Consider the following 22,232-nt stretch of genomic DNA (forward strand, 5'->3'; position numbering starts at 1 on the left):
TCTCTCGGTGGCTGCGTTGTTCAGGCGAGCGCTGCGGATGCGTCACGAATGGCGCGGCGGTAGCTGTCCTTGTTGACGTAGTAGGCCATGCGCTCCAGCTTCAGGTACTTGTAGCCGCCGGAGAGATCGGGCGTGGGCCCGGCCTTGGCTTCCTTGAGCGCTGCAGCCTGCGGCCGCCCTTGGGACTGGGCCTTGAAGTAGCGCGCCACCAACTCCGCCTGCTCGTAGCGGCCCTGCCAGCCGATGCCGCTCGCCTCGATCATGCCGAGCACGGCGAGGTTGTCGAAGCCTGGCGCGAAGATGTTCAGGTACAGCTTCGGTGCCATGCCCTGCCAGTTGAGCCAGGTGCGGTCGATGAAGGGGTAGTGCAGCTTGTAGCCCGTCGCGCACAGGATGAGGTCGTAGTCGCGCGAGGTGCCGTCCTTGAAGTGCACCGTGTCGCCGTCGAGCCGCGCGATGTCGGCGCGCACGCCGATGTCGCCGTGGCCGATGTGGTGCAGCACCAGCGAATTGACGACCGGGTGCGACTCGTACATGCGGTAGTCCGGCTTGGGGAAGCCGAAGCGCACCGGGTCGCCGGTGAACCACTGCAGCACCTTGGCGTCGAGCCGCTGCTTGATCCAGGCCGGCAGCGGCCGCTTGCCGCCCAGCGTGTCGGCCGGCTTGCCGAAGATGTACTTGGGCACGAAGTAGTAGCCGCGGCGCACCGCGATATCGACGCTCTTCGCGTAGTGCACGGCATCGACCGCGATGTCGCAGCCGCTGTTGCCGGCGCCGACGACGAGCACGCGCTTGTCCTGGAACAGGTTCGCATGCTTGTAGGCGGAGGTGTGCAGCAGCTCGCCGTTGAAGCGGCCTTCGAAGCGCGGCATGCTCGGCTCGGACAGGGTGCCGTTGGCGATGATCACGCCCTTGTAGTCGGCCGTCTCGATGCGGCCGCCACCGGCGTCGACGCTCACGCGCCAGAGGGTCGATGCCGTCTCCGTCACGGGCTCCACGCGCAGCACTTTCGTGCCGAAGCGGAAGTGCCGGCGCAGATCGAAATGATCCGCGAAGTCGCTGAAATAGCGGCGCAGCTCGGCGTGGCTCGGATAGTCGGCCACGTCATCGGCCATCGGGAACTCGGCGAACTCCGTCGTTCGCTTGGACGAGATCAGGTGGGCTGACTGGTACACCGTGCTGCGCGGATTGCCGATGTTCCACAGGCCTCCGACGTCTTCGTAGGCCTCGAAGCCCTGGAACGGGATGCCCAGCTTCTGGAGGTTGCGCGCACCGGCAAGCCCCGACGGGCCGGCGCCGATCAGGGCGATTTGCTGGTGGGTAGGCACGGGGACGGGCACAGGTTGGCTCACGAAAGAAGACTCCGACTCACAGGGGGAACAGCCGCTCAGCGCGCGGCGGCTTCGGGTATGGGCGCCGGGGCGTCGGCGGCAGGGCCCGTGGCCTCCGTCGCCGGCAGCCCGGGGATGGGCGTGGCGCCGGGTTCGCCGGCGCGTGGCTTGCGAGGTTGCCGGAGCAGCAAGGCGTCATGCCAGGCGGCAGGCAGCAGACCGAGCGCGTTCGACAGCCAGCCGAGGCGGCGCGGCAACACGAGTTGTTCGCGGCCCTGGGACAGCGCCTGCAGGATGGCAGCCGCTGCGGCTTCCGGTGCCATCAGGCCCGGCATGGCGAAACGGTTGCCCGCCGTCAGCGGCGTGCGCAGGTAGCCCGGGCTGACGGTGCACACATGCACACCGCTCGGGCGCAGTTCTGCGCGCAGGCTTTCGAGATAGCGGATCAGGCCGCCCTTGCTCGCGCAGTAGGCGCCATTGCCGGGCAGTCCGCGGCGGCCGGCCAGGCTGGCGATGCCAGCGAGCGCCCCATGGCCGCGATCGCGCATCGGCGCGACGAAAGGCTGGAAAGTGGTGGCGACGCCGAGCAGGTTGATTTCGAGGATGCGGCGGAACACCGCCAGGTCGGCGGCTTCGGCCGTGTCGAATCCGCCTGCGACGCCTGCGTTCGCAATCACGGCGTCGGGCACGCCGTGGCGCGACATCCAGTCCTGCGCCATCGATTGCATCGCGGCCGCGTTGCTCACGTCCGGCGTGTAGACCATGGTGCGATCCTGCGCCGACGCTGCGAGGCTGCCGAGCGCAGTGGCGTCCAGCCCGACCAGTGCAACCTTCGCCCCGCGCGCCAGGGCGTCGGCAGCCAAGGCGCGGCCGAGGCCGCCGCAGGCGCCGGTGATGACGAGGTTGTCGAGACGAAAAGTCATGGGTTCGTTTGTTTGGGGTGTGCAGCTTAGCGAAAAGGCGGCAAAATCTCGAAAATATTCTCTTATTAGTCTCGATTTCAGAGATTTCCGATGGACTATACCGCTACAGACATGCAGGAAGACGCCGATTCGGCCCTGACACCCGGCTTGCGCCTCTTCCAGTTGCTGGAGCACGTGGTCGCTGCGCCCGAGCCCCAGACTCTCGTCGACATCGTGCGAAGCAGTGGCCAGCCCAAGCCATCGGTGCATCGCATGCTTCAGCAGCTGGAGGCCGGTGGCCTTCTGGCGCGGGGCGGCGACGGGCGCCGCTATGCGACCACCCCGCGGCTCATGCAGTTTGCCGAGACGGTGCTGCGCGGAAGCACCGCGACCGGGGTGCGCCACGCCGTGCTGCGCCAGCTGGTGGCGGATGTCGGGGAAACCTGCAATCTCACGGCGCTGTCGGGCGCCGAGGTGATCTATCTCGACCGCGTCGAGACCGCGTTCCCGCTGCGCCTGGAATTGGGCCCCGGCTCGCGCGTGCCGCTGCATTGCTCGGCGAGCGGCAAGCTGTTCCTGGCCCATCTGCCGCGGGCCCAGCGCGAACGGCTGCTCGACGGGATCCGGTACGAGCGCCATACCGCCCACACGCTGGGCTCGCGCGAAGCGCTGGAAGCCGAGATCGAGCGCATCCGACACGATGGCTATTCGGTCGATGCCGAGGAGTTCATCGAAGGCCTCGTGTGCGTCGCCGTGCCAGTCCGCGACGAGTCACACAGCCCCGTGCGCTGCGCAGTCGCCTTGCAGGCGCCCGCGGTGCGCATGCCCTTGCCCGATGCATTGCAACAGCTCGACAAGTTGCGCATCGCCGCGCAGGGGATCGCGCGGGCGATGCGCTGAGCCGGCCGCGCTCAGTCGACGATGTCCGCGCCGCGTTCCGCCAGCAGCGCGCGCAGGAATGACCGGTGGCAGCGGGACTCTTCCTCGCAATAGCAGCCGACCGACAACGCGCTCTGATGCGACAGCGCCGCCAGCAGATCCAGGCTGCGGCTGGCGTCGGCCTCGGCCATCTCGCTGCGGTATTTGCGGCCGAATGCGGCCCATTGGGCGGGCACGCCGGACGCCTGGGCGGCCTGGGCCACCTTCATCGTCTCGACCGATGGTGCGAGGTTCGGGTACCAGACGTCGTACCAGTTCTGCGTGGCGAACTCGGCCTTGGGCACGCCGCGCGGCGGACGGCGCACGGTGCCGATGCGCAGACCCTCGCCGGGTGCGCGGTCGCTGCCGAGCCGGACGATACGGATGGCCATTGTTGTTTCCTCCTTGATGGGCTGGTCAGCTTCCGACGATACCGCCATCGCGTCGCCGCACGACCACGGTCGCCGACCTCGGGCGCGCGCTGCCTACCGCGCTTCCGTCAGGCCACGCGCTGTTGGGCGTGCCATTGCCGTCCTCGCGCGTCTCGCCCGGGTGCTGGATGTTGACGAACAGGCTGCGGCGATCCGGCGTGACGGTGCAGCCCGTGATCTCGCAACCATTGGGGCCGACCAGGAAGCGCTTGATTCGTCCGCTCGCCGGATCGGCGCAGAGCATCTGGTTGTTGCCGAGCGCGGCCATCGGACCCTTGCCGATGGCCGGGCCCGCGATGTCGGTCTGGATCCACAGCAGGCCGCCGCCGTCGAAGTGCAGCCCGTCGGGGTTGCCGAAGGCGTCTGCGTCGGCGCTGGGGTAGCGTGTGTCTGCGCCGGGCCATTGGGCATCTCCAGCCAGCGCGAAGTGGTCCCAGGCGAAGGTGGTGCTGGCAGCGTCGCGGCCGTCCTCGCGCCACCGGAGGATTCCGCCGAAGAGGTTGTTCGCCCGCGGATTGGCCGGATCGGCAGCGGGCTTGCCGGGTGCGCCGCGCTGCGTGTTGTGCGTGAGCGTGACGTACACCTCGCCGCTTTCGGGATGCACCGCGATCCATTCGGGCCGGTCCACCTTCGTGCCGCCCACGATGTCGCCCGCCAGACGCGCGTGGATCAATACCTCGGCCTGGTCCGCGAAGCCGTTGGTCGCGTCGACGCCATCCCTGCCGTGCCTGAGTTCGAGCCATTGGCCGCGGCCATCGCCGTCGTAGCGCGCGACGTACAGCGTGCCCTCGTCGAGCAGGTTGCGATTGGCGGCTCGCGCTGCCGCGTCGTTGCCAGGACGGACCTTGTCGCGGCTCACGAACTTGTAGATGTACTCGAAGGCAGAGTCATCGCCCATGTACACGGCAAGCCGGCCGTCCCGGGTCTGCGTGCAGGTGGCGCTCTCCTGGCGCTTGCGGCCGAGCGCGGTGCGCTTGACGGGCGTGGAGCCGGGGTCGAAGGGATCGATCTCGACCACCCAGCCGAAGCGATGGGCTTCGTTGGGATGCTTCGAGAGATCGAAGCGTTCGTCGAAGCGCCAGTAGTCCAGCCATTGCGATCCGCTCACCGTGCCGTAGCGGCGCTGCGCCGGCGTGGCGCGGGACGCGGCCTCCTTGGGTCCGCCGAAGTAGCCGTGGAAGTTCTCCTCGCAGGTCAGGTAGGTGCCCCAGGGCGTGACGCCCATCGCGCAATTGGCGAAGGTGCCAAACACGCGGTCGCCTGTGGGATTGGCGGCCGTGCGCATCAGCGGGGTGCCGGCTGCCGGGCCGGCGATGCGCATCGCCGTGGCGCCATGCACGCGGCGCGCGTAGCGTGAAGGCAGAACCTGGCGCCAGCCGGCGTCTGTCAACTCGACTTCGATCACCGACACGCCCATCGCATGCAGCGACTTGCGGGTCTTCTCGTCGGTCCACGGCGTCATGCCGGCGCTGTGGAGCAAGCGCTCGTCGGTGTATTCGTGGTTCATCACGAGGAGGCCGCGATCGGTGCGCCCCTCCAGCGCGAAGAAGTGCATCCCGTCGTGGTGCATGCCCGCCTGCAACGCCTGATCGGCGGCGCTGTTCGATGCGTCCGGCGCGAAGGCCGGCATGGACGACGCGATGCCGGTGGGCGTACCCCAGGGGTAGAGCACCTGCGCCTCGTATTCGGCCGGCACCGTGACGGCATCGCGCAGCGTGGCCGGCACCGCGGTGAAGCCGAGCCGGCCGTCGGCGGCACGGGGCAGGGCGCACCCTTCGCCGAGGAAGGCAACGACCGCGGCAGCGGCACCGGACTGGAGGAATTGGCGGCGGGCGAGTGGCATCGTGGTTGTTGGCTGTGCGACAGCGCGATCATCGCCGAGCATCGATACTTGCCCGAAAGCCCTGGAGACACCCAATGAACGAACGCATCGAATCGATCCGCCACGCCGACGGCGTGGTCGAACTTCACCTCGCACGCGCCGACAAGATGAACGCGCTGGACCCCGCCATGTTCGATGCCCTCATCGATGCCGGCACCCGGCTTTGCAACGACGCCAGCGTGCGTGCCGTGGTGCTTGCGGGGCGCGGCAAGGCCTTCTGCGCGGGGCTCGACATGCAATCCTTCGAGCGCATGGGGCAGGGCAGCGGCGGCGGGGTGGTCGGTTCCGGTTCCGTCGGCAAGGATCTTCTCGAACGGACGCACGGCATCTCCAATGCCGCGCAGCAGGTGGCGATGGTGTGGCGCGAAGTGCCCGTGCCGGTGATTGCCGCGGTCCATGGTGTCGCCTTCGGCGGCGGACTGCAGGTGGCGCTGGGCGCCGACGTGCGGCTGGTCGCCCCCGGTACGAAGCTGTCCGTGATGGAAATCAAGTGGGGCCTGGTGCCCGACATGGCCGGCATGGTGCTGATGCGCGAGCTGGCGCGCAACGACGTGGTGCGCGAGCTCACCTTCACCGGCCGCATCTTCTCGGGCGAGGAGGCCGTCGCGATCGGCTTCGCCACGCGCCTGGCAACCGATCCGCTGGCCGAGGCGCTGGAGATGGCGCGCGAGATCGCGCAGAAGAGCCCCGATGCGATCCGTGCCGGCAAGCGGCTGCTGAACGCGGCGATGGGGCACAGCGCTGCGGACCTGCTGCTGGCCGAGTCGGTCGAGCAGAAGGCGCTGATGGGCAGCGCCAACCAGACCGAGGCCGTGCGCGCCAACATGGAGAAGCGCGCGCCGCGGTTCAGCGATCCGCAGCCAGCGCGCTGAGCGTCTTGATCAGGCGCCGCGAAAGTTCAGCCACTCTTCCGTCGGCGCGCGATCACTCACGAGCGCATTCACCGGATGCTCCGGATCGCGGTACCCGATCGACATCCCGCAGAACAGCATGCGCTCGGGCGGCATCTCGATCGCCTGGGCCACGGTGGCGGGGTACACCGCCCAGCACTCCTGCGCGCAACTGTCCAGCCCTTCGGCGCGCAGCAGCAGCATCACGGTCTGCAGATACATGCCCAGGTCCGACCACTGCGGCGGCCCCATCGTGCGGTCGACCGAGCAGAACAGTGCCATCGGCGCACCGAAGAAGTTGTAGTTGTTCGCGAACCAGCGGCGGCGCGCGGCCTTGTCTTCGCGCGGGATGCCCAGGCGCGCGTACATCGCCTCGCCGACCTGGAAGCGGCGGTCGCGCCAGGGGGCGCGCAGGTTGGGTGGGTAGATGTCGTACTCGGCGGGTTCCGGCTCACCGTTGGCAAGGCACTGGCGCATGGTCGCCCTCAGCCTGGCAAGGGCGTCGCCCGCCAGCACGTCGATGTGCCAGGGCTGCAGGTTGCCTCCCGAGGGGGCCCGCGCAGCCATCGTCAGTATCTTGCGGATGGTCTCGCCGTCGACCGGTGCCGGCAGGAAGGCTCGAATGGAATGGCGGCTGGCAACGGCTTCCTGGATGTTCATGGGCGGGCTCGAAGTGGGTCGGGCGAGTTTAAGCAGGCCGTAAGGCAGCGAGAGCCATACTCCTGAGGTGCCTATGACCCTACTCCATCGCTTGGCAGCACAAGTGCTGCCCGTCGCCGTCACGGGCGGCGCGCAGGTTGACGCTGTGCGCGTGTTGAACATGGCTGGCCATGTCAAGGCCGTGATCCCCAGGCCCGTGCGGACTCTCGATGGCTACGAGCAGCCGCCGGCCACGGTCACCGAGATCACCTCGCTCGGGCGCAGCATGCTCCGGCGCTTTCCCTTGAGGTAGCGCGCCCCCGAACGGGGCGCTGCCGCGCCATTCCGGGGCGCACCGCCCGCCCGTAAATGTCCTATTGACGGGACAAACGAACGCCGTGACCATCGGGGCCCATGTCCCAGATGCCGCTGCCGAAGTACCACCAGATCTATCTGCTGCTGTGCGAGCAATTGGCTGAAGGTCGTTTCGCCGACGGCTTGCCCGGCGAGTTCGCGCTGATGGAAGAGTTCGGCGTGGCCCGTGTCACCGTACGGCGCGCGCTCGAGAAGATGGCCGCCGACGGCCTGATCTCGCGGGAGCCCGGTCGCGGCACACGCCCCATCGGTGCGCCGGTGGCCGCCTCGATCGCCCCGGGCGCTCATGGCTTGCAGCGCGCCAATCTCGGCGGCCTGCTCGAAAACCTTGTGAGCATGGGCCTGCGCACCTCGGTCAAGGTGATCGACGTGCAGACCGTCACCGCATCGGCCAGCGTCGCCAGTGCACTGCAACTGCAGCCGGGCGATCCGGTGCAGAAAGCCGTGCGCGTGCGCTCGACGCGCGAAGGCCCGCTCTCCCACATCACCACCTACGTGCCAGCCGACGTCGCGCGCAAGTTCGGCCGCCGCGAACTGGCGCGCAAGCCCATCCTCGTCTTGCTCGAGGAAGCCGGCGTGCAGGTCGGCCGCGCACACCAGACCATCACCGCGCGCCTGGCCGATGCCACGCTGGCACAGCATCTCGACGTCGCCGTCGGCTCGGCGCTGCTGGCCGTACGGCGCCTGGTCTACGACGCCAACGAGCGCCCGGTGCAATGGCTGCACGGCCTGTACCGGCCTGACCGCTATGCCTACGAGATGCAGTTGTCCCGCGTGGGCGGCATCGACGCCAAGGTGTGGGTCAACAAAGAGCTTTCCGCCCAGTTCATCTGATCAATCAACCCCCGAGGAGTCCCCATGGAGAATCGCCGCCGCTTCCTGTCGCAGACCGCCGCCATCGGCACGTCGATCGCCTTTCCGCTGGTCGGCGGCGCGCAGCCCAAGCCGGTGCGGGTCGGCGTGCTGCATCCGGTCACCGGTGCGCTCGCGTATTCGGGGCAGCAGTGCCGGCTCGGCGCGCAGATGGCGATTGACGACATCAACCAGGCCGGCGGCATCAAGTCCATGGGCGGCGCCAAGCTCGAAGCCCTGCTGGGCGATGCACAGTCGCAGCCGCAGGCCGGTGCGGCCGAAGTCGAGAAGATGAACGAGGCCGGCGTCTCGGCCATCGTCGGCGCCTTCGCTTCGGCGATCTGCCTCGCGACCACGCAGGCAGCGGCCAAGTACAACCTGCCGCATGTGGTCGACGTCGGCGTGGCCGACCAGATCGTCGAGCGCGGCCTGAAGAACACCTTCCGCTTCGGTCCCGGCTACAAGAAGTCGACAGAAGTCGCGATGGCCAACCTGCTCGTGCTCAACAAGGCCGCGGGCAGCCCGGCCAAGACGGTGATGATCATTCACGAGGAGTCGCTGTTCGGCTCCGGCACGGCGCAACTGCTGTCGCGCGAGTTGCCGGGCTACGGCTTCGATGTCAAGGAAGTGGTGAAGCACGCGAACCCCACGCGCGATTTCAACAACATCGTGCTGCGCATGAAGTCCATCAACCCGGACATCGTGATCCCGGCCAACTACTACAACGAATACGCGCTGCTGGTGCGCACGATGCAGCAGCAGAAGGTGCAGCCCAAGGCCATCTTCTCCGTGTTGGGCGGTGCCGCATCGAGCTACAAGTTCGTCAAGGAGTTTCCGGACGCGGCCAACGGCATCATCGACTGCAACCACTGGTTCAACCCGAAGGACAAGCGCTCGCAGGAGCTGCGCAAGCGGGTCGAGGCCAAGGGCCAGTTCTTCAGCTACGAGGTCTTCATGACCTACACGGCGATGGCGCTGCTGGCGGATGCGCTCGAGCGCGCCAAGTCGAGCGAGCGCGCCGCCATCATCGATGCGCTGGAGAAGAGCACCTTCTCGAATCACATCATGCCGTACGGCCCGACGAAGTTCGTCAACGGCCAGAACGAGGGCGCGCAGCCGCTCATGACGCAGGTCGTGAAGAACGACATCAAGGTGATCATCCCGCGCGACTTCCGCGAAGTGGAACCCGTCTTCCCGCTGCGCGCCGCCTGAGCCGGACAGGCACGCAGGATGTTCGACTTCAGCATTCTTTTCCCGTCGGTGCTCAACGGCCTGACGACCGGCGCGGTCTACGCATTGATCGCGCTGGGGCTCACGCTGATCTACGGCGTCCTGCACATCATCAACTTCGCGCACGGCGCCAGCCTGATGCTGGCGCTGTACGCGGTGTACTTCCTCAAGGAACGCTGGGGCATCGATCCCTACCTGGCGCTGCCGATCGTGATCCCGGGCATGTTCGCCCTCGGCTACGGACTGCAGCGCATCGTCATCAACCGTGCGGGCCACGGCAAGGACGAGAACATCCTGCTCGCCACGCTCGGCATCGCGATCGTGATGGAGAACCTCGCACTGATCTTCTTCAAGTCGGACACGCGCAACATCGACACCGCCTACTCGCTGAGCACGGTCGCCATCGGCCCGGCGATGATCGCGGTGCCCAAGCTGGTCGCCTTCGCAGGCGCATTGGTGGTGTCGGCGGCGCTGTTCTGGATCATGGGCCGCACCGACCTCGGCCGCGCCATCCGCGCGGTGGCGAAGGAGAAGGAGGGCGCCAAGCTCATGGGCATCGACGTCGACCATGTCTACGCGATGAGCTTCGGCATCGGCCTGGCCTGCCTCGGTGCGGCGGCGTGCTTCCTGCTGCCGGCGTACTACGTGAACCCGCAGGTGGGTGGCGGGTTCGTGCTGGTGGCCTTCACGATCGTGGTGCTGGGCGGCATGGGCAGCTTCGTGGGCGCGCTGGTGGGGGGCTTCCTGGTGGGCGTGGTGGAGTCGCTCGGCGGGCTCTACCTGGGCGAGTCGCTGGGGCAGATCGGCATCTTCGCGATCTTCATCGGCGTCGTGCTGTTCCGGCCCGAGGGCATGTTCGGAGCCAGGGCATGAGCGCGGGCAGGATTTCCGGCAGCGGGCTTCGGCAGCTGGGCGGCATCGCGCTCTTCGCGGTGCTGGTGGCATGCCTGCCGCTCGCGACCGCGTCGGGTGTGGCGCTCAACTTCGTGATGATGGCCCTCTACGCGACGCTGATCGCGCAGGCCTGGAACATCCTCGGCGGCTTCGGCGGGCAGTTCTCCTTCGGCCATGCGCTCTTCTTCGGCACGGGTGCGTACATCCAGGCGATCGCGCAATTGCAAGGCGGCATCAACGCGTGGGTGGCGTTGCCGATGGCGGTGGCGGGCAGCGCGCTCGTCGGGTTGTTCGTGGGCGCGCTCACCTTCCGCTACGGGCTCAAGGGCTCGTACTTCGCACTGGTCACGCTGGCGTTTGCGGAGGTGTTCCGAATCGTCGCGCTGTCGGTGCCTTTCACCGGCGGCGGGGTCGGGCTCATGGTGCCGCTGCGTGAATCCGCCGGCAATCTTCAGTTCGCTTCGCGCGCCGGGTACCTGTGGGTCGTGCTGGCCTTCGTCACTGCCGCCTTGCTCGTGACCTGGTGGCTGCGCAACGGCCGCTTCGGTGCGTACCTGCAGGCGGTGCGCGACAACGAGGACGCGGCGCGCGCAGTTGGCGTGAATCCCTTTCGCGTCAAGCTCGCGGCGATCGGCATCTCCGGCGCCTTTATGGGCGCGGCCGGCGCGTTCTATGTGCAGGTGTTCCAGTACATCGATCCGGGCATTGCCTACGGTTCGGGTACGTCGATCGAGGCGCTGGTGGCGGCCATCGTCGGCGGCATGGGCACGCTGTGGGGGCCGCTGCTGGGCGCGGCGGCGCTGCACGTGCTGTCGGATCTCACGCGCAACCTGTTCGGCGAACTGCCCGGCATCAACATGGTGATCTACGGCGTGGTGCTGGTGCTGATCGTGATCTTCCTGCCGCGCGGCATCGCGGGGATGGGCCTGTCTGTCCGCCAGCTGTGGGCGGGGAAGGGAGGGCGGCATGGCTGAGCCACTCCTCGCGCTGAGCGGCATCTCGCGCTCCTTCGGTGGACTGAAGGCGGTGCAGGACGTGAGCCTCGCCGTCCACGAAGGCAGCCTGAGCGCGCTGATCGGCCCCAATGGCGCGGGCAAGACGACGCTGTTCGCGCTGATGTCCGGCTTCCTGAAACCCGATGCCGGCACGGTGCGCTTCGCCGGCCAGGACATCACCGGCCGGGAGCCGCATCGCAATGCGCTGCTGGGCATGACGCGCACCTTCCAGATCGTCAAGCCCTTCGCGGCGCAGACGGTGCGCGAGAACATCGCGGTCGGCGCGCACCTGCACGTGCGGGGCCGTAGCACCGCATTGCGACGCGCGGAAGAGGTGGCCGCGCGGGTCGGCCTCGCGCCCCAGCTCGACAAGCCTGCGTCCGACCTCACGGTGGCGGGCCGCAAGCGCCTGGAGCTGGCCCGTGCACTCGCGACCGAGCCGCGTCTGCTGTTGCTCGACGAAGTGCTGGCCGGCCTCAACCCGCAGGAGATCGCCGAGATGATGCCGGTGGTGCGCGGCATCGCCGACGGCGGCGTGACCGTGCTGATGATCGAGCACGTGATGCAGGCCGTGATGCACCTGGCCGAGCACGTCTGGGTGCTGGCACAGGGACAGCTGATCGCCGAGGGCAATCCGGCGCAGGTCACTTCCAACGACAAGGTGGTCGAGGCCTATCTCGGCCACGGCACGGCCGCAAGGTTGCGCAAGGCCGCTGCGGGCGCCGCGCAGGGAGTCGCGCCATGACCGCATTGCTCGATATTCGTGCGCTGCGCGGCGGCTATGGGCGGGTCGAAGTGCTGCGCGGCGTCGACCTGCAGGTGAACGCAGGCGAAATGGTCGCGCTGCTGGGCAGCAACGGCGCCGGCAAGTCCACCTTGAACAAGATGGTCTGCGGCCTGTGCCCGGCGTGGAGCGGCACGGTGCGCTTCGACGGCCGGGACCTGAGCGGCGCGCATTACCGGGACGTGGTCAAGGCCGGCCTGATCCAGGTGCCCGAGGGCCGCAAGGTTTTTCCGAACCTCAGCGTGCTGGAGAACCTCGAACTCGGCTCCTTCACGCGCGCCCGGGAGCGCCGCGCCACCAATCTCGACAAGGTGTTCGGCATCTTCCCGCGGCTGAAGGAGCGCATCCGCCAGAACGCGGGCACCATGAGCGGCGGCGAGCAGCAGATGCTCGCCATCGGACGCGGCTTGATGGCCGAGCCCGTGCTGCTGATCCTCGACGAGCCTTCGCTGGGCCTGTCGCCCCTGCTGGTCGAGGAGATGTTCAGCCTGATCCGCCAACTGCGCGACGGTGGGCTCGCGGTGCTGCTGGTGGAGCAGAACGTCGGCCAGTCGCTGGAGATCGCCGATCGGGCCTATGTGCTGGAGAACGGCAGCGTGCGCTTCTCCGGCCTGCCGCAGGACCTGCTCGGCAGCGACGAACTGCGCCGCGCCTATCTGGGCCTTTGAGCCCTTGAGCCTTGAGAAGAAGGAGACATCGTGAAACGCCGTGACATCCTCGTTTCGTCCGTGGCCGCGGCGCTGTCGGGCTGGACCAGCGCGCAGATAAGCGCACCCGTGCGCATCCTGGTCGGCGCGCCGGCCGGTGGGTCCACCGACACGCTCGCGCGCACGCTCGCAGCCAGCATGGGGCCCGCCCTCGGCAGGACCGTGATCGTCGAGAACCGCCCTGGCGCGGGCGGCAATATCGCCGCCGATGCGGTCGCCAAGGCCGCGCCCGATGGCAACACGCTGCTGATGAGCTTCACCAGCCATGCCATCAACGCGACGCTCTACCCGTCGCTGCCCTTCGACCCGGTCAAGGACTTCACCGCGCTCACCGCGGTGGCGACCTCGCCGTCGATCCTCGTCGCGCATCCCTCGGTGCCCGCGAACAACATTCGCGAACTGATCGCGCTGGCCAAGGCCAGGCCGGGCGAGCTCAACTTCGCGATCGGCTCGGTGGGCTCGTCGCTGCACATGGCGGGCGAAGCGTTCAAGATGCAGTCGGGGGTCAACATCGTGAACATTCCCTATCGCGGCACCGCGCCGGCGGTGCAGGACGTGCTCGCAGGCCAGGTGCAACTCATGTTCGCTGCAGTGGGCAACGTGCAGGCCCACATCCAGGCCGGCAAGCTGAAGGCGCTGGGCGTGACGACGGCCACGCGGCTGCCCGCGTTCCCCGACGTGCAGGCCATCGCGGAGGTGTTGCCGGGCTACGAATCGAGCGCGTGGTTCGGCCTGTTCGGTCCCGCCCGCATGCCGCCGGAACTGGTGCGCCAGATCAGCGACGCGGCTCGCTCGGCGATCAGGCAGCCCGAGATGCAGCGGCGGCTGGAGGCCGAAGGCGCGATCCCGGTCGGCAACTCGCCGAAGGAGTTCTCGGCCTTCGTGCAGGGCGAGATCAAGCGCTGGGCGCAGGTCGTCAAGTTCTCGGGCGCCAAGCCGGAATGAACGTGATGGCCCCCGCCCGCACCCCGGCTCAGACGCTGGCGCAAAAGCTGATTGCGCGTGCAAGCGGGCGCGACAGCGTGTCGGTCGGCGAGATCGTGACCTGCAAGGTCGACATGGCGATGTTCCATGACTCCTCCGGTCCCCGGCGCCTGAAGCCGATGCTGGAGGAACTGGGCGCGCAGATCTGGGACCGCTCGCGCGTGGTGCTCGTGATGGACCACTACGTGCCCGAACGCGACGACGACTCGCGCCGCATCGTGCGCATCGCCCGCGACTGGGCGCGCGACCAGCAGCTGCCGCACGTCTATGACAGCCAGGGCATCTGCCACGTGGTGGTGCCGCAACACGGCCACATCCGGCCCGGCATGCTGTGCGTGGGCGGCGACTCGCATTCGCCGACCGGCGGTGCGTTCGGGGCCTACATGTTCGGCATCGGCAGCACCGAGATGCTCGGCGTGATGGTCACGGGCGAGATCTGGCTGCGCGTGCCCGAGACGATCCGGATGTGGTGGGATGGCGCGCTGCCTGCCGGTGTGACCGCCAAGGACATGATGCTGCACATGATCGGCCGCTTCGGCATGAACGGCGGCCGCTACCAGGCCGTCGAGTTCTGCGGCCCGGGCGTGATGGCGCTGTCCATGCAGGAGCGCATGACGCTGTCGAACATGAGTGCCGAACTCGGTGCGCAGGCCGGGCTGATCGCGCCCGACGCCACCACGGCCGCATTCCTTGCACAGGCCGGGGCGCCCGAGGTCGACATGGCGCCGTGGTTCACCGATGCCGACGCCGACTTCACGCGCCACGTTTTCGATGCGGCCACGCTGGAGCCCCACGTCGCCGCGCCCCACAGCCCTGCCAACACGCATGGCGTGAGCCGCTACCTGGGCACGCCCGTTGACGTCGCCTATATCGGCGCGTGCACCGGCGCCAAGCTCGAAGACCTGCGTGCGGCCGCCGCAGTGCTGCGCGGCCACAAGGTCGCCACTGGCGTGCGCCTGATCGTCGCACCCGCCAGCCTGCGCGACCAGGATCAGGCGCGCGAGGAGGGCGTGTTGCAGGTGCTGATGGACGCCGGGGCCGAACTCTTCCCCACGGCGTGCGGCGCCTGCTCGGGCTACGGCGATCCGATGGGCGACGACATCACCGTCATCTCCACCACGGCACGCAACTTCAAGGGCCGCATGGGTTCGGCCACCGCACAGGTGTACCTGGGCTCGCCCTACACGGTGGCCGCGGCGGCATTGCGCGGCATCGTGACCGACCCGCGCGAGGTGCTTGCATGACACCCGCGACCACGCACCGCGTCTGGCGCCTCGGGCCGGACATCGATACCGACGTGCTCGCGCCCGGCCATGCGATGAAGCACGGCATCGACCGCATCGCGGAGCACTGCCTCGAAGCCGTGCGGCCCGAATTCGCCCGCGAAGTGCGTCCCGGCGATGTGATCGTGGCCGGGCCGAATTTCGGCATCGGTTCCTCGCGCGAGCAGGCGGCGGCCGTGCTGGTGAAGCTGGGCGTCGCCGCCGTCATCGCGCCGGCCTTTGGCGGGCTGTATTTCCGCAATGCGTTCAACCTCGGCCTGCTGCTCCTGACCTGCGCCGAATCCGAAACGCTGCGCGAAGGCGATTGCATCGCCATGGACAGCATCACCCCCGCGGTGATCGCGCCCGATGGCACGCGCCTGGCTTGCGAGCCGGTGCCCGCCTTTCTCATGGACATGGTCCGCGCCGGCGGCCTGATGAATCAGTTACGCCAGCGTGCTGGCAAGGAAGCAACCGATGTCTGACCTTTCTCCCGCGACCGGGATCGCGATCGACCCCGTCACGTTGGCCGTGCTGCGCGGCCGACTCGAACAGGTGGCCGACGAGATGGACGCGACGCTCTACCGCAGCGCGTTCAATCCCATCATTGCCGAGGCGCACGACGCCTGCCACGGCCTTTACGACGCCGCGAGCGGCGATACGCTGGTGCAGGGCAAGTCCGGCCTGCCGGTGTTCGTGGGCGCCATGGCCTTTGCGGTGCGCGCGACCGTCCAGGCCGCCGGGCCGCGCGGCGGCATGCACGACGGCGACATCTGGATCAGCAACGACGCCTACGACGGCGGCACGCACGCCAACGACTTCAAGCTGGTGCGTCCCTTCTTCCGCAACGGCAAGCTCTATTGCTACATGGCGTCCGCCGCGCACTGGCACGACGTGGGAGGAGCGGTGCCCGGCAACTACAACCCCGCCGCGACCGAATGCTGGCAGGAGGCCGTGCAGATCCCGCCGGTGCGCATCGTGCGCGACGGCGTGCTCGACCCCGACGTGCTCGCCATCCTTCAGGCCAACACGCGCCTTCCGGACAGCCTGTGGGGCGATCTCAACGGACAACTCGCGGCGCTGGAACTGGGTGCGAAGCGGTTGAACGGCCTGCTCGACGAATACGGAGACGACCTGGTGCTCCAGGCCCTGGGCGAACTCCGCAGCCGGGCGCTTCGGCTGATGCGTTCGCACATCGCCTCGCTGCCCGATGGCCGCTACAGCTTCGAGGATGTGCTCGACAACGACGGCATCACGAACGAGCCGCTGACCATCGCGCTCGACATGACCGTCGCAGGCGATCGCCTGCTGCTGGACTTCTCCCGCACCTCGCCGCAGTGCGCCGGCCCGGTGAACATTTCGCGCGCCACGGCCGTCGCGGCCTGCTACGTTGCACTCAAGCACCTGTTCCCCGACGTGCCTGCCAACGCCGGCGTGCTCGACGCAGTCGACTTCGAGATTCCCGACCGGCTTGTGATCAGTTGCGAGCGTCCGCGGCCCGTCGGCGGCTACACCGAGACCATCCTTCGAATGATCGACGTGATCTTCAGCGCGGCCGCCAAGGCCGATCCGACGCGCGCCGTCGCGCAGGCCTACGGCACCATCAATGCGCTGTCGATCGCAGGCCACCGCAGCGACAAGGGCCGCGAAGGCCAGCGCTGGGTGATGTTCAGCTTCTTCGGCGGCGGTCACGGCGGGCATTCGGGGGGTGACGGTCTCTCGCATGGCAATGCGCCGATCTCGACCGCCACGATCCCGCCGCTCGAGATCCTCGAGGCTGCATACCCGGTGCGCTTCACCGAATGGTCGCTGCGCGCCGACTCGGGCGGCGATGGTCAGTTTCGCGGAGGGCTGGGCGCCGTCTACGAGATCGAACTGCTGGAGAAGGACGCCGAGGTGTTCGTCTTCGGCGAGCGCGGCACCTCGCCGCCCAAGGGCATCGCAGGCGGCGGCTCGGGCGCAGTCAACGTCTTCCGCTACGAGAGCGAAGGCGCATGGCATGAACCGCCGATGGTCTCGAAGATGCGCGGCATCCAGCTTGCGCGCGGGGAAAGAGTGCGGCTCGAAACCCCCGGCGGCGGCGGCTGGGGCAACGCCGCGGAGCGCCATCCCGAACAGCGCGAACAAGACCGTGCCATGGGCTACGTGACGGCCGGCATCGACCCCAGGAAGAAAGCGTCCGCATGACACCGATCGGCAAATCACTCGTCGTCGGCGTCGACGTCGGCGGCACCTTCACCGACCTTTTCGTGCTCGATGAAGCGAGCGGCACGGCGCGCATCGTCAAGGTTCCCTCGACGCGCGGCGAGGAAGCGCGCGGCTTCATGAACGGCGTGGCGCGCGTGGCGGACTCGGCCGCGGCGATCGCGACCATCGTGCACGGCACCACGGTCGGCACCAATGCGCTGCTCGAACGCAAGGTGGCGCGCACCGGCATCATCACGACGCGCGGCTTTCGCGACGTGCTGGAGATGCGCCGGCGCGACCGCCCGCAGACCTGGGGCCTGCGCGGCAGCTTCGTCCCGGTCGTGCCGCGCGATCTGCGCCGCGAGGTGGACGAGCGCGTGCTGGCCGATGGGACCCTGCACACGCCCGTGAACCTCGACCAGGTGCGCGCCGAAGCGCGCTCGCTGCTGGCGGAGGGCTGTGAGGCGGTGTGCGTTTTCTTCATCAACACCTACGCCAATGCCCAGAACGAGCGGCTTGCCGCCGCGGCGGTGCGAGAGATCTGGCCCAACGCGCACGTGACCTCCGCGAGCGAGGTGTTGCCCGAGATCCGCGAATTCGAGCGCTGCTCGACGGCCACGCTCAATGCGGCGCTGCAGCCGGTAGTGGGCGGCTATCTCCATCGCCTCGAATCCGATCTGCGCGGACAGGGCTTTGACGGCGAACTGCTGGTGGTGCAAAGCAACGGCGGCGTCATGTCGCGCCAGACGGCCAGCGACCTGCCGGTGCGCACGGCGCTCTCGGGCCCGGCGGCGGGCGTGATCGCGTGCGCGGCCATCGCGCGTGCTGCGGGCTTCCCCAACGCGATCACCGGCGACATGGGCGGCACCTCCTTCGATGTGTCGCTGGTCGCGAATGGCGAGGCCGCGTTGGCCGCGCAGACCGCGATCGAATTCGGCATGGTGATCCGCTCGCCGATGATCCAGATCGAGACCATCGGCGCCGGCGGCGGCTCGATTGCCTCGGTGGATGCGAGCGGCATGCTGCAGGTGGGGCCTGAATCGGCCGGCAGCGTGCCGGGGCCGGCATGCTACGGACGCGGCAACATGCGGCCGACGGTGACGGATGCGAACGTGCTGCTCGGCCGCATCGCCGCGGACCGCCCCCTGGGCGGCGGACTGCTGGCAGCGCTGGACGCCGGGAAATCGCGCCAGGCCATCGAGGAACACGTGGCACGGCCGCTCGGCCTGGACGTGCACGCCGCGGCCGAGGCCATCCTGACGGTCGCCAATGCGCGCATGGCGGGCGCCATCCGGCTCGTGTCGATCGAACGCGGCCACGATCCGCGCCGCTTCGCCTATATGCCCTTCGGCGGCGGCGGGGCGCTGCACGTGTGCGCAATGATGCGCGAGGTCGGCGTGGCCACGGGCATCGTCCCGCGTTATCCGGGCGTCACTTCGGCGCTGGGCTGCGTGATCGCCGACATGCGCCACGACGCGGTGCAGACGATCAACCGGCCGCTGGCCGATCTCGACGTGCGCGACCTGCAAGGACGCATCGACGAGCTGGCCGCCAGTTGCCAGCAACGCCTGGACTCTTCGGGCGTGCGCTTCGACGAGGTGCGCGAGGTGGTCGCGCTTGACATGCTCTATGCGGGCCAGACCCACACCTTGCCGGTGCTGCTGCCCGATGCACGCAGCGCACCGCTGACGAGCGACTCCATCCGCGGTGCATTCGAGGCGAGCTACACGGCCGCCTTCGGGCGCGTGCTCGAAGGCATCCCGATCCGCGTGATGAACCTGCGCTATGCACGCATCGGCGTGCGGCCGAAGTTCGACCTGGCCGTGCTCGCGCCGGAAGGCACAGGCAGCATCGAGCCGCTGGGCACGCAGCGCGTGTTCCATCAAGGGCAGTGGCACGAGGCCGTGCGCCATGCGCGACTCGATCTTCCGGTCGCGGCGCGGATCGACGGTCCGGCCATCCTCGAACAGGCCGACACCACGGTGTGGCTGGAACCGGGATTTCACGCCGTGGTCGACGCCCACGGCAATCTGCTGGTGAGGCTTTCATGAGCGACGGCGCGAAGACTGTGGGCCCCCGGACGGCGCTGGTTGTCATCGACCTGCAGAACGACTTTCTCCATCCCGACGGCGCCTATGCCCGCGGCGGCGACAGCAACCCGCCCGCGCTCCTGCTGCCGGCCCGCGTGGCCGCGGTGGCGCGCGCATTGAAGAGGGCGGGCGGCATGGTCGTCGCCAGCCAGTTCACGCTGTGGCCGGACGCAGCGGGCGAGCCGATGGTGTCGCCGCATCTCCACGCGCTGCGGCCTTACCTGGCCAAGGGCGACTTTGCGCCGGGCAGCTGGGGCCAGGCGAACGTCGATGAACTTGCAGGCCTGATCGACCTGACGGTCAGCAAGGTCGCGTATTCGGCCTTCTTCAACACGCAGCTCGACTGGGTGCTGCGACGCGCGGGCATCGACACCGTGGCCGTGTGCGGCATCGTCACCAACGGCGGCGTCGCCAGCACCGTGCGCGATGCGCACATGCGCGACTACCGCACGCTGGTGCTGGCGGACGGCTGTGCAGCCTTTGGCGAGGAGCGGCACCGGACCTCGCTGGCTGACATGTGCAACGTGGCCGAGGTCACGGAATGCGCCGCTTTCATCGGGACGCTGGCATGACGACGAAAGCAGTTCCCCTCAAGGCGAACGGATTGCAGCGCGGCATCCGGCGTACATCGCACGTCGACGCCGAAGTGCACGTGGGTGTGGCGATCGTCGGCGGCGGTGCGTGCGGACTCACCGCCGCCTTGATGCTGGCCGATGCCGGCGTCGAGTGCGTGGTGCTCGAACGGGATGCCGTGCCGGGCGGCTCGACCGCGCTGTCGTCGGGCTTCATTCCCGCGCCGGGCACGCGCGTGCAGCACGCCCATGGCGTGACCGACGACAGCCCTTCGCGCTTCGCCGCCGACATCCAGACCAAGGCGCACGGGCGTGCGGCGCCGGCGCTGGCTGCGGCGTATGCCGCATCGATCGGCCCCGCACTCGATGCCCTGCAGGCCCGGCACGGGCTGGAGTGGATTCTTCTCGACGGCTTTCTGTACCCGGGGCACAGCGTTCATCGCATGCATGCGCTGGCGTCGAAGACGGGCGCCGCCCTGATGGCGAGCCTCCAGGCGGCCGTGGAGGCCGCAGGCATCCCGGTGCTGACGCAGGCCGTGGTCGACACGCTGGTACTCGACGCCGAGGACCGGGTGATCGGCATCGACTACCAGCGGCCGGATGGCCGCCGCGAGTCGCTGGCGTGCGAGGCGCTGCTGCTGGCCTGCAATGGCTTCGGCGGCAACCCCGCGATGGTGCGCGCGCTGTTGCCCGACATGGCAGAGGCTGCTTTCGGCGGACACGTCGGCAACGACGGCAGCGCGATCCTCTGGGGCGAGGCGCTGGGCGCCCGCCTGCGCGATCTCGGTGGCTACCAGGGGCATGGCTCCTGGGTCACGCCGCAGGGGGCGTTGATGTCGTGGGCCGTGATGATGGAAGGCGGCGCGCAGATCAACCGCGCAGGGCGACGTTTTCACGACGAGACACAGGGCTATTCGGAGGCGGCGGTGCAAGTGCTGGCGCAGCCGGGCGGCATCGCATGGAACGTGTTCGACACACCGCTGCTTGCGCTGGCGCGAGGCTTCCCCGATTTCTGCGAGGCCGAGGCGGCCGGTGCGCTGCGCCGGTGCGAGACGGTGGCGGAACTGGCGGCATGCATCGCCTGCGACGAGGCAGAGCTGCGTCGCACGCTGGACGGATTGCGCGACGGGACTGTGCAGCCCGATGGTCGCGTGTTCACTCGCGGACTCGATGCCCCTTACTTTGCGGTGAAGGTCACGGGCGCACTGTTCCACACCCAGGGCGGGCTCGACACGACGTCCGACATGCGCGTTCTGCGCGAGGACGGCAGACCTTTTGCCAACCTGCTCGCAGCCGGCGGTGCCGCGGGCGGCGTGTCGGGCAACGCCGTGTGGGGCTATCTCTCGGGCAACGGCCTGCTGAGCGCGGTGGCCGGTGGCTACATCGCCGCGCGCACAGCCGCCGCGCTGATCCATCCCATGAAAGCAACCCATGCCGAATGAGACATTCAAGACACGCCTGTCGTCGACCGACATCGTGCTGGCGCCGGGGGTGTACGACGCGCTGAGCGCGCTGGTCGCGGAGCAGGCCGGCTTCGAGGCGTTGTACCTCTCGGGCGCGTCGATCGCGTACACGCGGCTGGGCCGGTCGGACATCGGCCTCACCACCTTCACCGAAGTGGCCGACACCCTGGCGCGGATCACCGAGCGCGTGAGCCTGCCGGTGATCGTCGATGCCGACACCGGCTTCGGCAACGCACTGAACACCCAGCGCACCGTGCGCGGCTTCGAACGTGCGGGCGCGGCCATGGTGCAGATCGAGGACCAGACCTTTCCCAAGCGCTGCGGCCATCTCGACGGCAAGGCAGTAGTGCAGGAGCACGAAATGGTCGGCAAGCTCAAGGCTGCGCTGGATGCGCGCGCGTCGGGCGAGACGTTGATCCTCGCCCGGACAGATGCCGTCGCGGTCGAAGGGCTCGACGCAGCGCTCGACCGCGCCGAAGCCTACGTGGACTGCGGCGTGGACGCGCTCTTTATCGAGGCCCTGCGCTCGCCCGAGCAGATGGACGTGGCGTGCCGGCGCTTCGCGCACCGCGTGCCGCTCCTGGCAAATATGGTGGAAGGCGGGAAGACGCCGATCCAGGATGCGGATGCGCTGCAGGCCCACGGCTTCCGCATCGCCATCTTCCCGGGCGGTACCGCGCGCGCAGTGGTGCACACGCTGCAGGGCTACTACGCCAGCCTGCACCGGCACCGCACGACGCAACCGTGGCGCTCGCAGATGCTGGACTTCGACGCCCTCAACGAAGTCATCGGCACGCCGGAGCTGATGCGGACGGGGCGGAAGTACGAATAAGGCGGGGCCCGG

General features: G+C 68.6%; 22 protein-coding genes. 17 read left to right on the forward strand and 5 right to left on the reverse strand.

Features of this window, described 5'->3' with window-relative positions; translation table 11 throughout:
- Nucleotides 1-20: 20 nt before the first annotated feature.
- Together QTH90_RS02200 and QTH90_RS02205 are read right to left on the reverse strand one after the other, a co-directional pair.
- Nucleotides 21-1,352, reverse strand: coding sequence for a flavin-containing monooxygenase (locus QTH90_RS02200; protein ID WP_286662894.1), 1,332 nt, complete (start codon nt 1,350-1,352; stop codon nt 21-23).
- 35 nt (nt 1,353-1,387) lie between these two features.
- On the reverse strand, nt 1,388-2,254 hold the full coding sequence (locus QTH90_RS02205; RefSeq protein WP_286662895.1) for an SDR family oxidoreductase: 867 nt from the start codon (nt 2,252-2,254) through the stop codon (nt 1,388-1,390).
- Between the two features lie 90 nt (nt 2,255-2,344).
- On the opposite strand from QTH90_RS02205, the gene QTH90_RS02210 reads away from it, so the two are divergent.
- Complete coding sequence (locus tag QTH90_RS02210) at nt 2,345-3,133, forward strand: IclR family transcriptional regulator (protein WP_286662896.1); 789 nt, start codon at nt 2,345-2,347, stop codon at nt 3,131-3,133.
- Nucleotides 3,134-3,144: 11 nt separating this feature from the next.
- Here the strand turns inward: QTH90_RS02210 and QTH90_RS02215 are convergent, their stop codons facing one another.
- A complete protein-coding gene (locus QTH90_RS02215; RefSeq protein ID WP_286662897.1) occupies nt 3,145-3,543 on the reverse strand; it encodes a DUF488 domain-containing protein in 399 nt (132 codons plus the stop codon).
- A 25-nt stretch (nt 3,544-3,568) separates the two neighbouring features.
- Nucleotides 3,569-5,425: a PhoX family protein gene (locus QTH90_RS02220; protein ID WP_286662898.1), complete on the reverse strand. Its 1,857-nt coding sequence runs from the start codon at nt 5,423-5,425 to the stop codon at nt 3,569-3,571.
- A gap of 74 nt (nt 5,426-5,499) precedes the next feature.
- On the opposite strand from QTH90_RS02220, the gene QTH90_RS02225 reads away from it, so the two are divergent.
- Nucleotides 5,500-6,336, forward strand: a complete 837-nt coding sequence (locus tag QTH90_RS02225; RefSeq protein WP_286662899.1) for a crotonase/enoyl-CoA hydratase family protein — start codon at nt 5,500-5,502, stop codon at nt 6,334-6,336.
- Nucleotides 6,337-6,345: 9 nt separating this feature from the next.
- Here QTH90_RS02225 and QTH90_RS02230 read toward each other — a convergent pair whose 3' ends face one another.
- Nucleotides 6,346-7,014, reverse strand: coding sequence for a nitroreductase (locus QTH90_RS02230; protein ID WP_286662900.1), 669 nt, complete (start codon nt 7,012-7,014; stop codon nt 6,346-6,348).
- A 73-nt stretch (nt 7,015-7,087) separates the two neighbouring features.
- Between QTH90_RS02230 and QTH90_RS02235 the strand changes: the two genes are divergently transcribed.
- The 15 genes from QTH90_RS02235 (at nt 7,088) to QTH90_RS02305 (ending at nt 22,220) form a co-directional block, all read left to right on the forward strand.
- Nucleotides 7,088-7,306: a hypothetical protein gene (locus QTH90_RS02235; RefSeq protein WP_286662901.1), complete on the forward strand. Its 219-nt coding sequence runs from the start codon at nt 7,088-7,090 to the stop codon at nt 7,304-7,306.
- A gap of 101 nt (nt 7,307-7,407) precedes the next feature.
- Nucleotides 7,408-8,202, forward strand: coding sequence for a GntR family transcriptional regulator (locus QTH90_RS02240; RefSeq protein ID WP_286662902.1), 795 nt, complete (start codon nt 7,408-7,410; stop codon nt 8,200-8,202).
- A gap of 24 nt (nt 8,203-8,226) precedes the next feature.
- Nucleotides 8,227-9,432: an ABC transporter substrate-binding protein gene (locus QTH90_RS02245; protein ID WP_286662903.1), complete on the forward strand. Its 1,206-nt coding sequence runs from the start codon at nt 8,227-8,229 to the stop codon at nt 9,430-9,432.
- A gap of 18 nt (nt 9,433-9,450) precedes the next feature.
- Nucleotides 9,451-10,323, forward strand: a complete 873-nt coding sequence (locus QTH90_RS02250; RefSeq protein WP_286662904.1) for a branched-chain amino acid ABC transporter permease — start codon at nt 9,451-9,453, stop codon at nt 10,321-10,323.
- On the forward strand, nt 10,320-11,318 hold the full coding sequence (locus tag QTH90_RS02255; protein ID WP_286662905.1) for a branched-chain amino acid ABC transporter permease: 999 nt from the start codon (nt 10,320-10,322) through the stop codon (nt 11,316-11,318). The genes QTH90_RS02250 and QTH90_RS02255 overlap by 4 nt, the downstream gene beginning before the upstream one ends.
- On the forward strand, nt 11,311-12,084 hold the full coding sequence (locus QTH90_RS02260) for an ABC transporter ATP-binding protein (protein WP_286662906.1): 774 nt from the start codon (nt 11,311-11,313) through the stop codon (nt 12,082-12,084). Before QTH90_RS02255 ends, QTH90_RS02260 begins: the two co-directional genes overlap by 8 nt.
- The gene (locus tag QTH90_RS02265) at nt 12,081-12,791 is read left to right on the forward strand and encodes an ABC transporter ATP-binding protein (protein WP_286662907.1); all 711 of its coding nucleotides are present in this window, start codon (nt 12,081-12,083) and stop codon (nt 12,789-12,791) included. Before QTH90_RS02260 ends, QTH90_RS02265 begins: the two co-directional genes overlap by 4 nt.
- Before the next feature lie 30 nt (nt 12,792-12,821).
- On the forward strand, nt 12,822-13,775 hold the full coding sequence (locus QTH90_RS02270; protein ID WP_286662908.1) for a tripartite tricarboxylate transporter substrate binding protein: 954 nt from the start codon (nt 12,822-12,824) through the stop codon (nt 13,773-13,775).
- The gene (locus QTH90_RS02275; protein ID WP_286662909.1) at nt 13,772-15,058 is read left to right on the forward strand and encodes a 3-isopropylmalate dehydratase large subunit; all 1,287 of its coding nucleotides are present in this window, start codon (nt 13,772-13,774) and stop codon (nt 15,056-15,058) included. The genes QTH90_RS02270 and QTH90_RS02275 overlap by 4 nt, the downstream gene beginning before the upstream one ends.
- Nucleotides 15,055-15,561, forward strand: coding sequence for a LeuD/DmdB family oxidoreductase small subunit (locus QTH90_RS02280; RefSeq protein ID WP_286662910.1), 507 nt, complete (start codon nt 15,055-15,057; stop codon nt 15,559-15,561). Before QTH90_RS02275 ends, QTH90_RS02280 begins: the two co-directional genes overlap by 4 nt.
- Nucleotides 15,554-17,263 (forward strand): hydantoinase B/oxoprolinase family protein, encoded by a 1,710-nt coding sequence (locus QTH90_RS02285; protein WP_286662911.1) that lies wholly within the window; start codon nt 15,554-15,556, stop codon nt 17,261-17,263. Before QTH90_RS02280 ends, QTH90_RS02285 begins: the two co-directional genes overlap by 8 nt.
- Nucleotides 17,260-19,314, forward strand: coding sequence for a hydantoinase/oxoprolinase family protein (locus QTH90_RS02290; protein ID WP_286662912.1), 2,055 nt, complete (start codon nt 17,260-17,262; stop codon nt 19,312-19,314). Before QTH90_RS02285 ends, QTH90_RS02290 begins: the two co-directional genes overlap by 4 nt.
- Nucleotides 19,311-19,925 carry a cysteine hydrolase family protein gene (locus QTH90_RS02295; RefSeq protein WP_286662913.1) on the forward strand — a complete coding sequence of 205 codons (615 nt, stop codon included), beginning with the start codon at nt 19,311-19,313 and terminating at the stop codon, nt 19,923-19,925. Before QTH90_RS02290 ends, QTH90_RS02295 begins: the two co-directional genes overlap by 4 nt.
- On the forward strand, nt 19,922-21,367 hold the full coding sequence (locus QTH90_RS02300) for an FAD-dependent oxidoreductase (RefSeq protein ID WP_286662914.1): 1,446 nt from the start codon (nt 19,922-19,924) through the stop codon (nt 21,365-21,367). The genes QTH90_RS02295 and QTH90_RS02300 overlap by 4 nt, the downstream gene beginning before the upstream one ends.
- The gene (locus QTH90_RS02305; RefSeq protein ID WP_286662915.1) at nt 21,357-22,220 is read left to right on the forward strand and encodes an isocitrate lyase/PEP mutase family protein; all 864 of its coding nucleotides are present in this window, start codon (nt 21,357-21,359) and stop codon (nt 22,218-22,220) included. The genes QTH90_RS02300 and QTH90_RS02305 overlap by 11 nt, the downstream gene beginning before the upstream one ends.
- The last annotated feature ends 12 nt before the right edge of the window (nt 22,221-22,232 follow it).

This window comes from Variovorax flavidus, from assembly GCF_030317145.1.
GTDB lineage: Bacteria > Pseudomonadota > Gammaproteobacteria > Burkholderiales > Burkholderiaceae_C > Variovorax > Variovorax flavidus.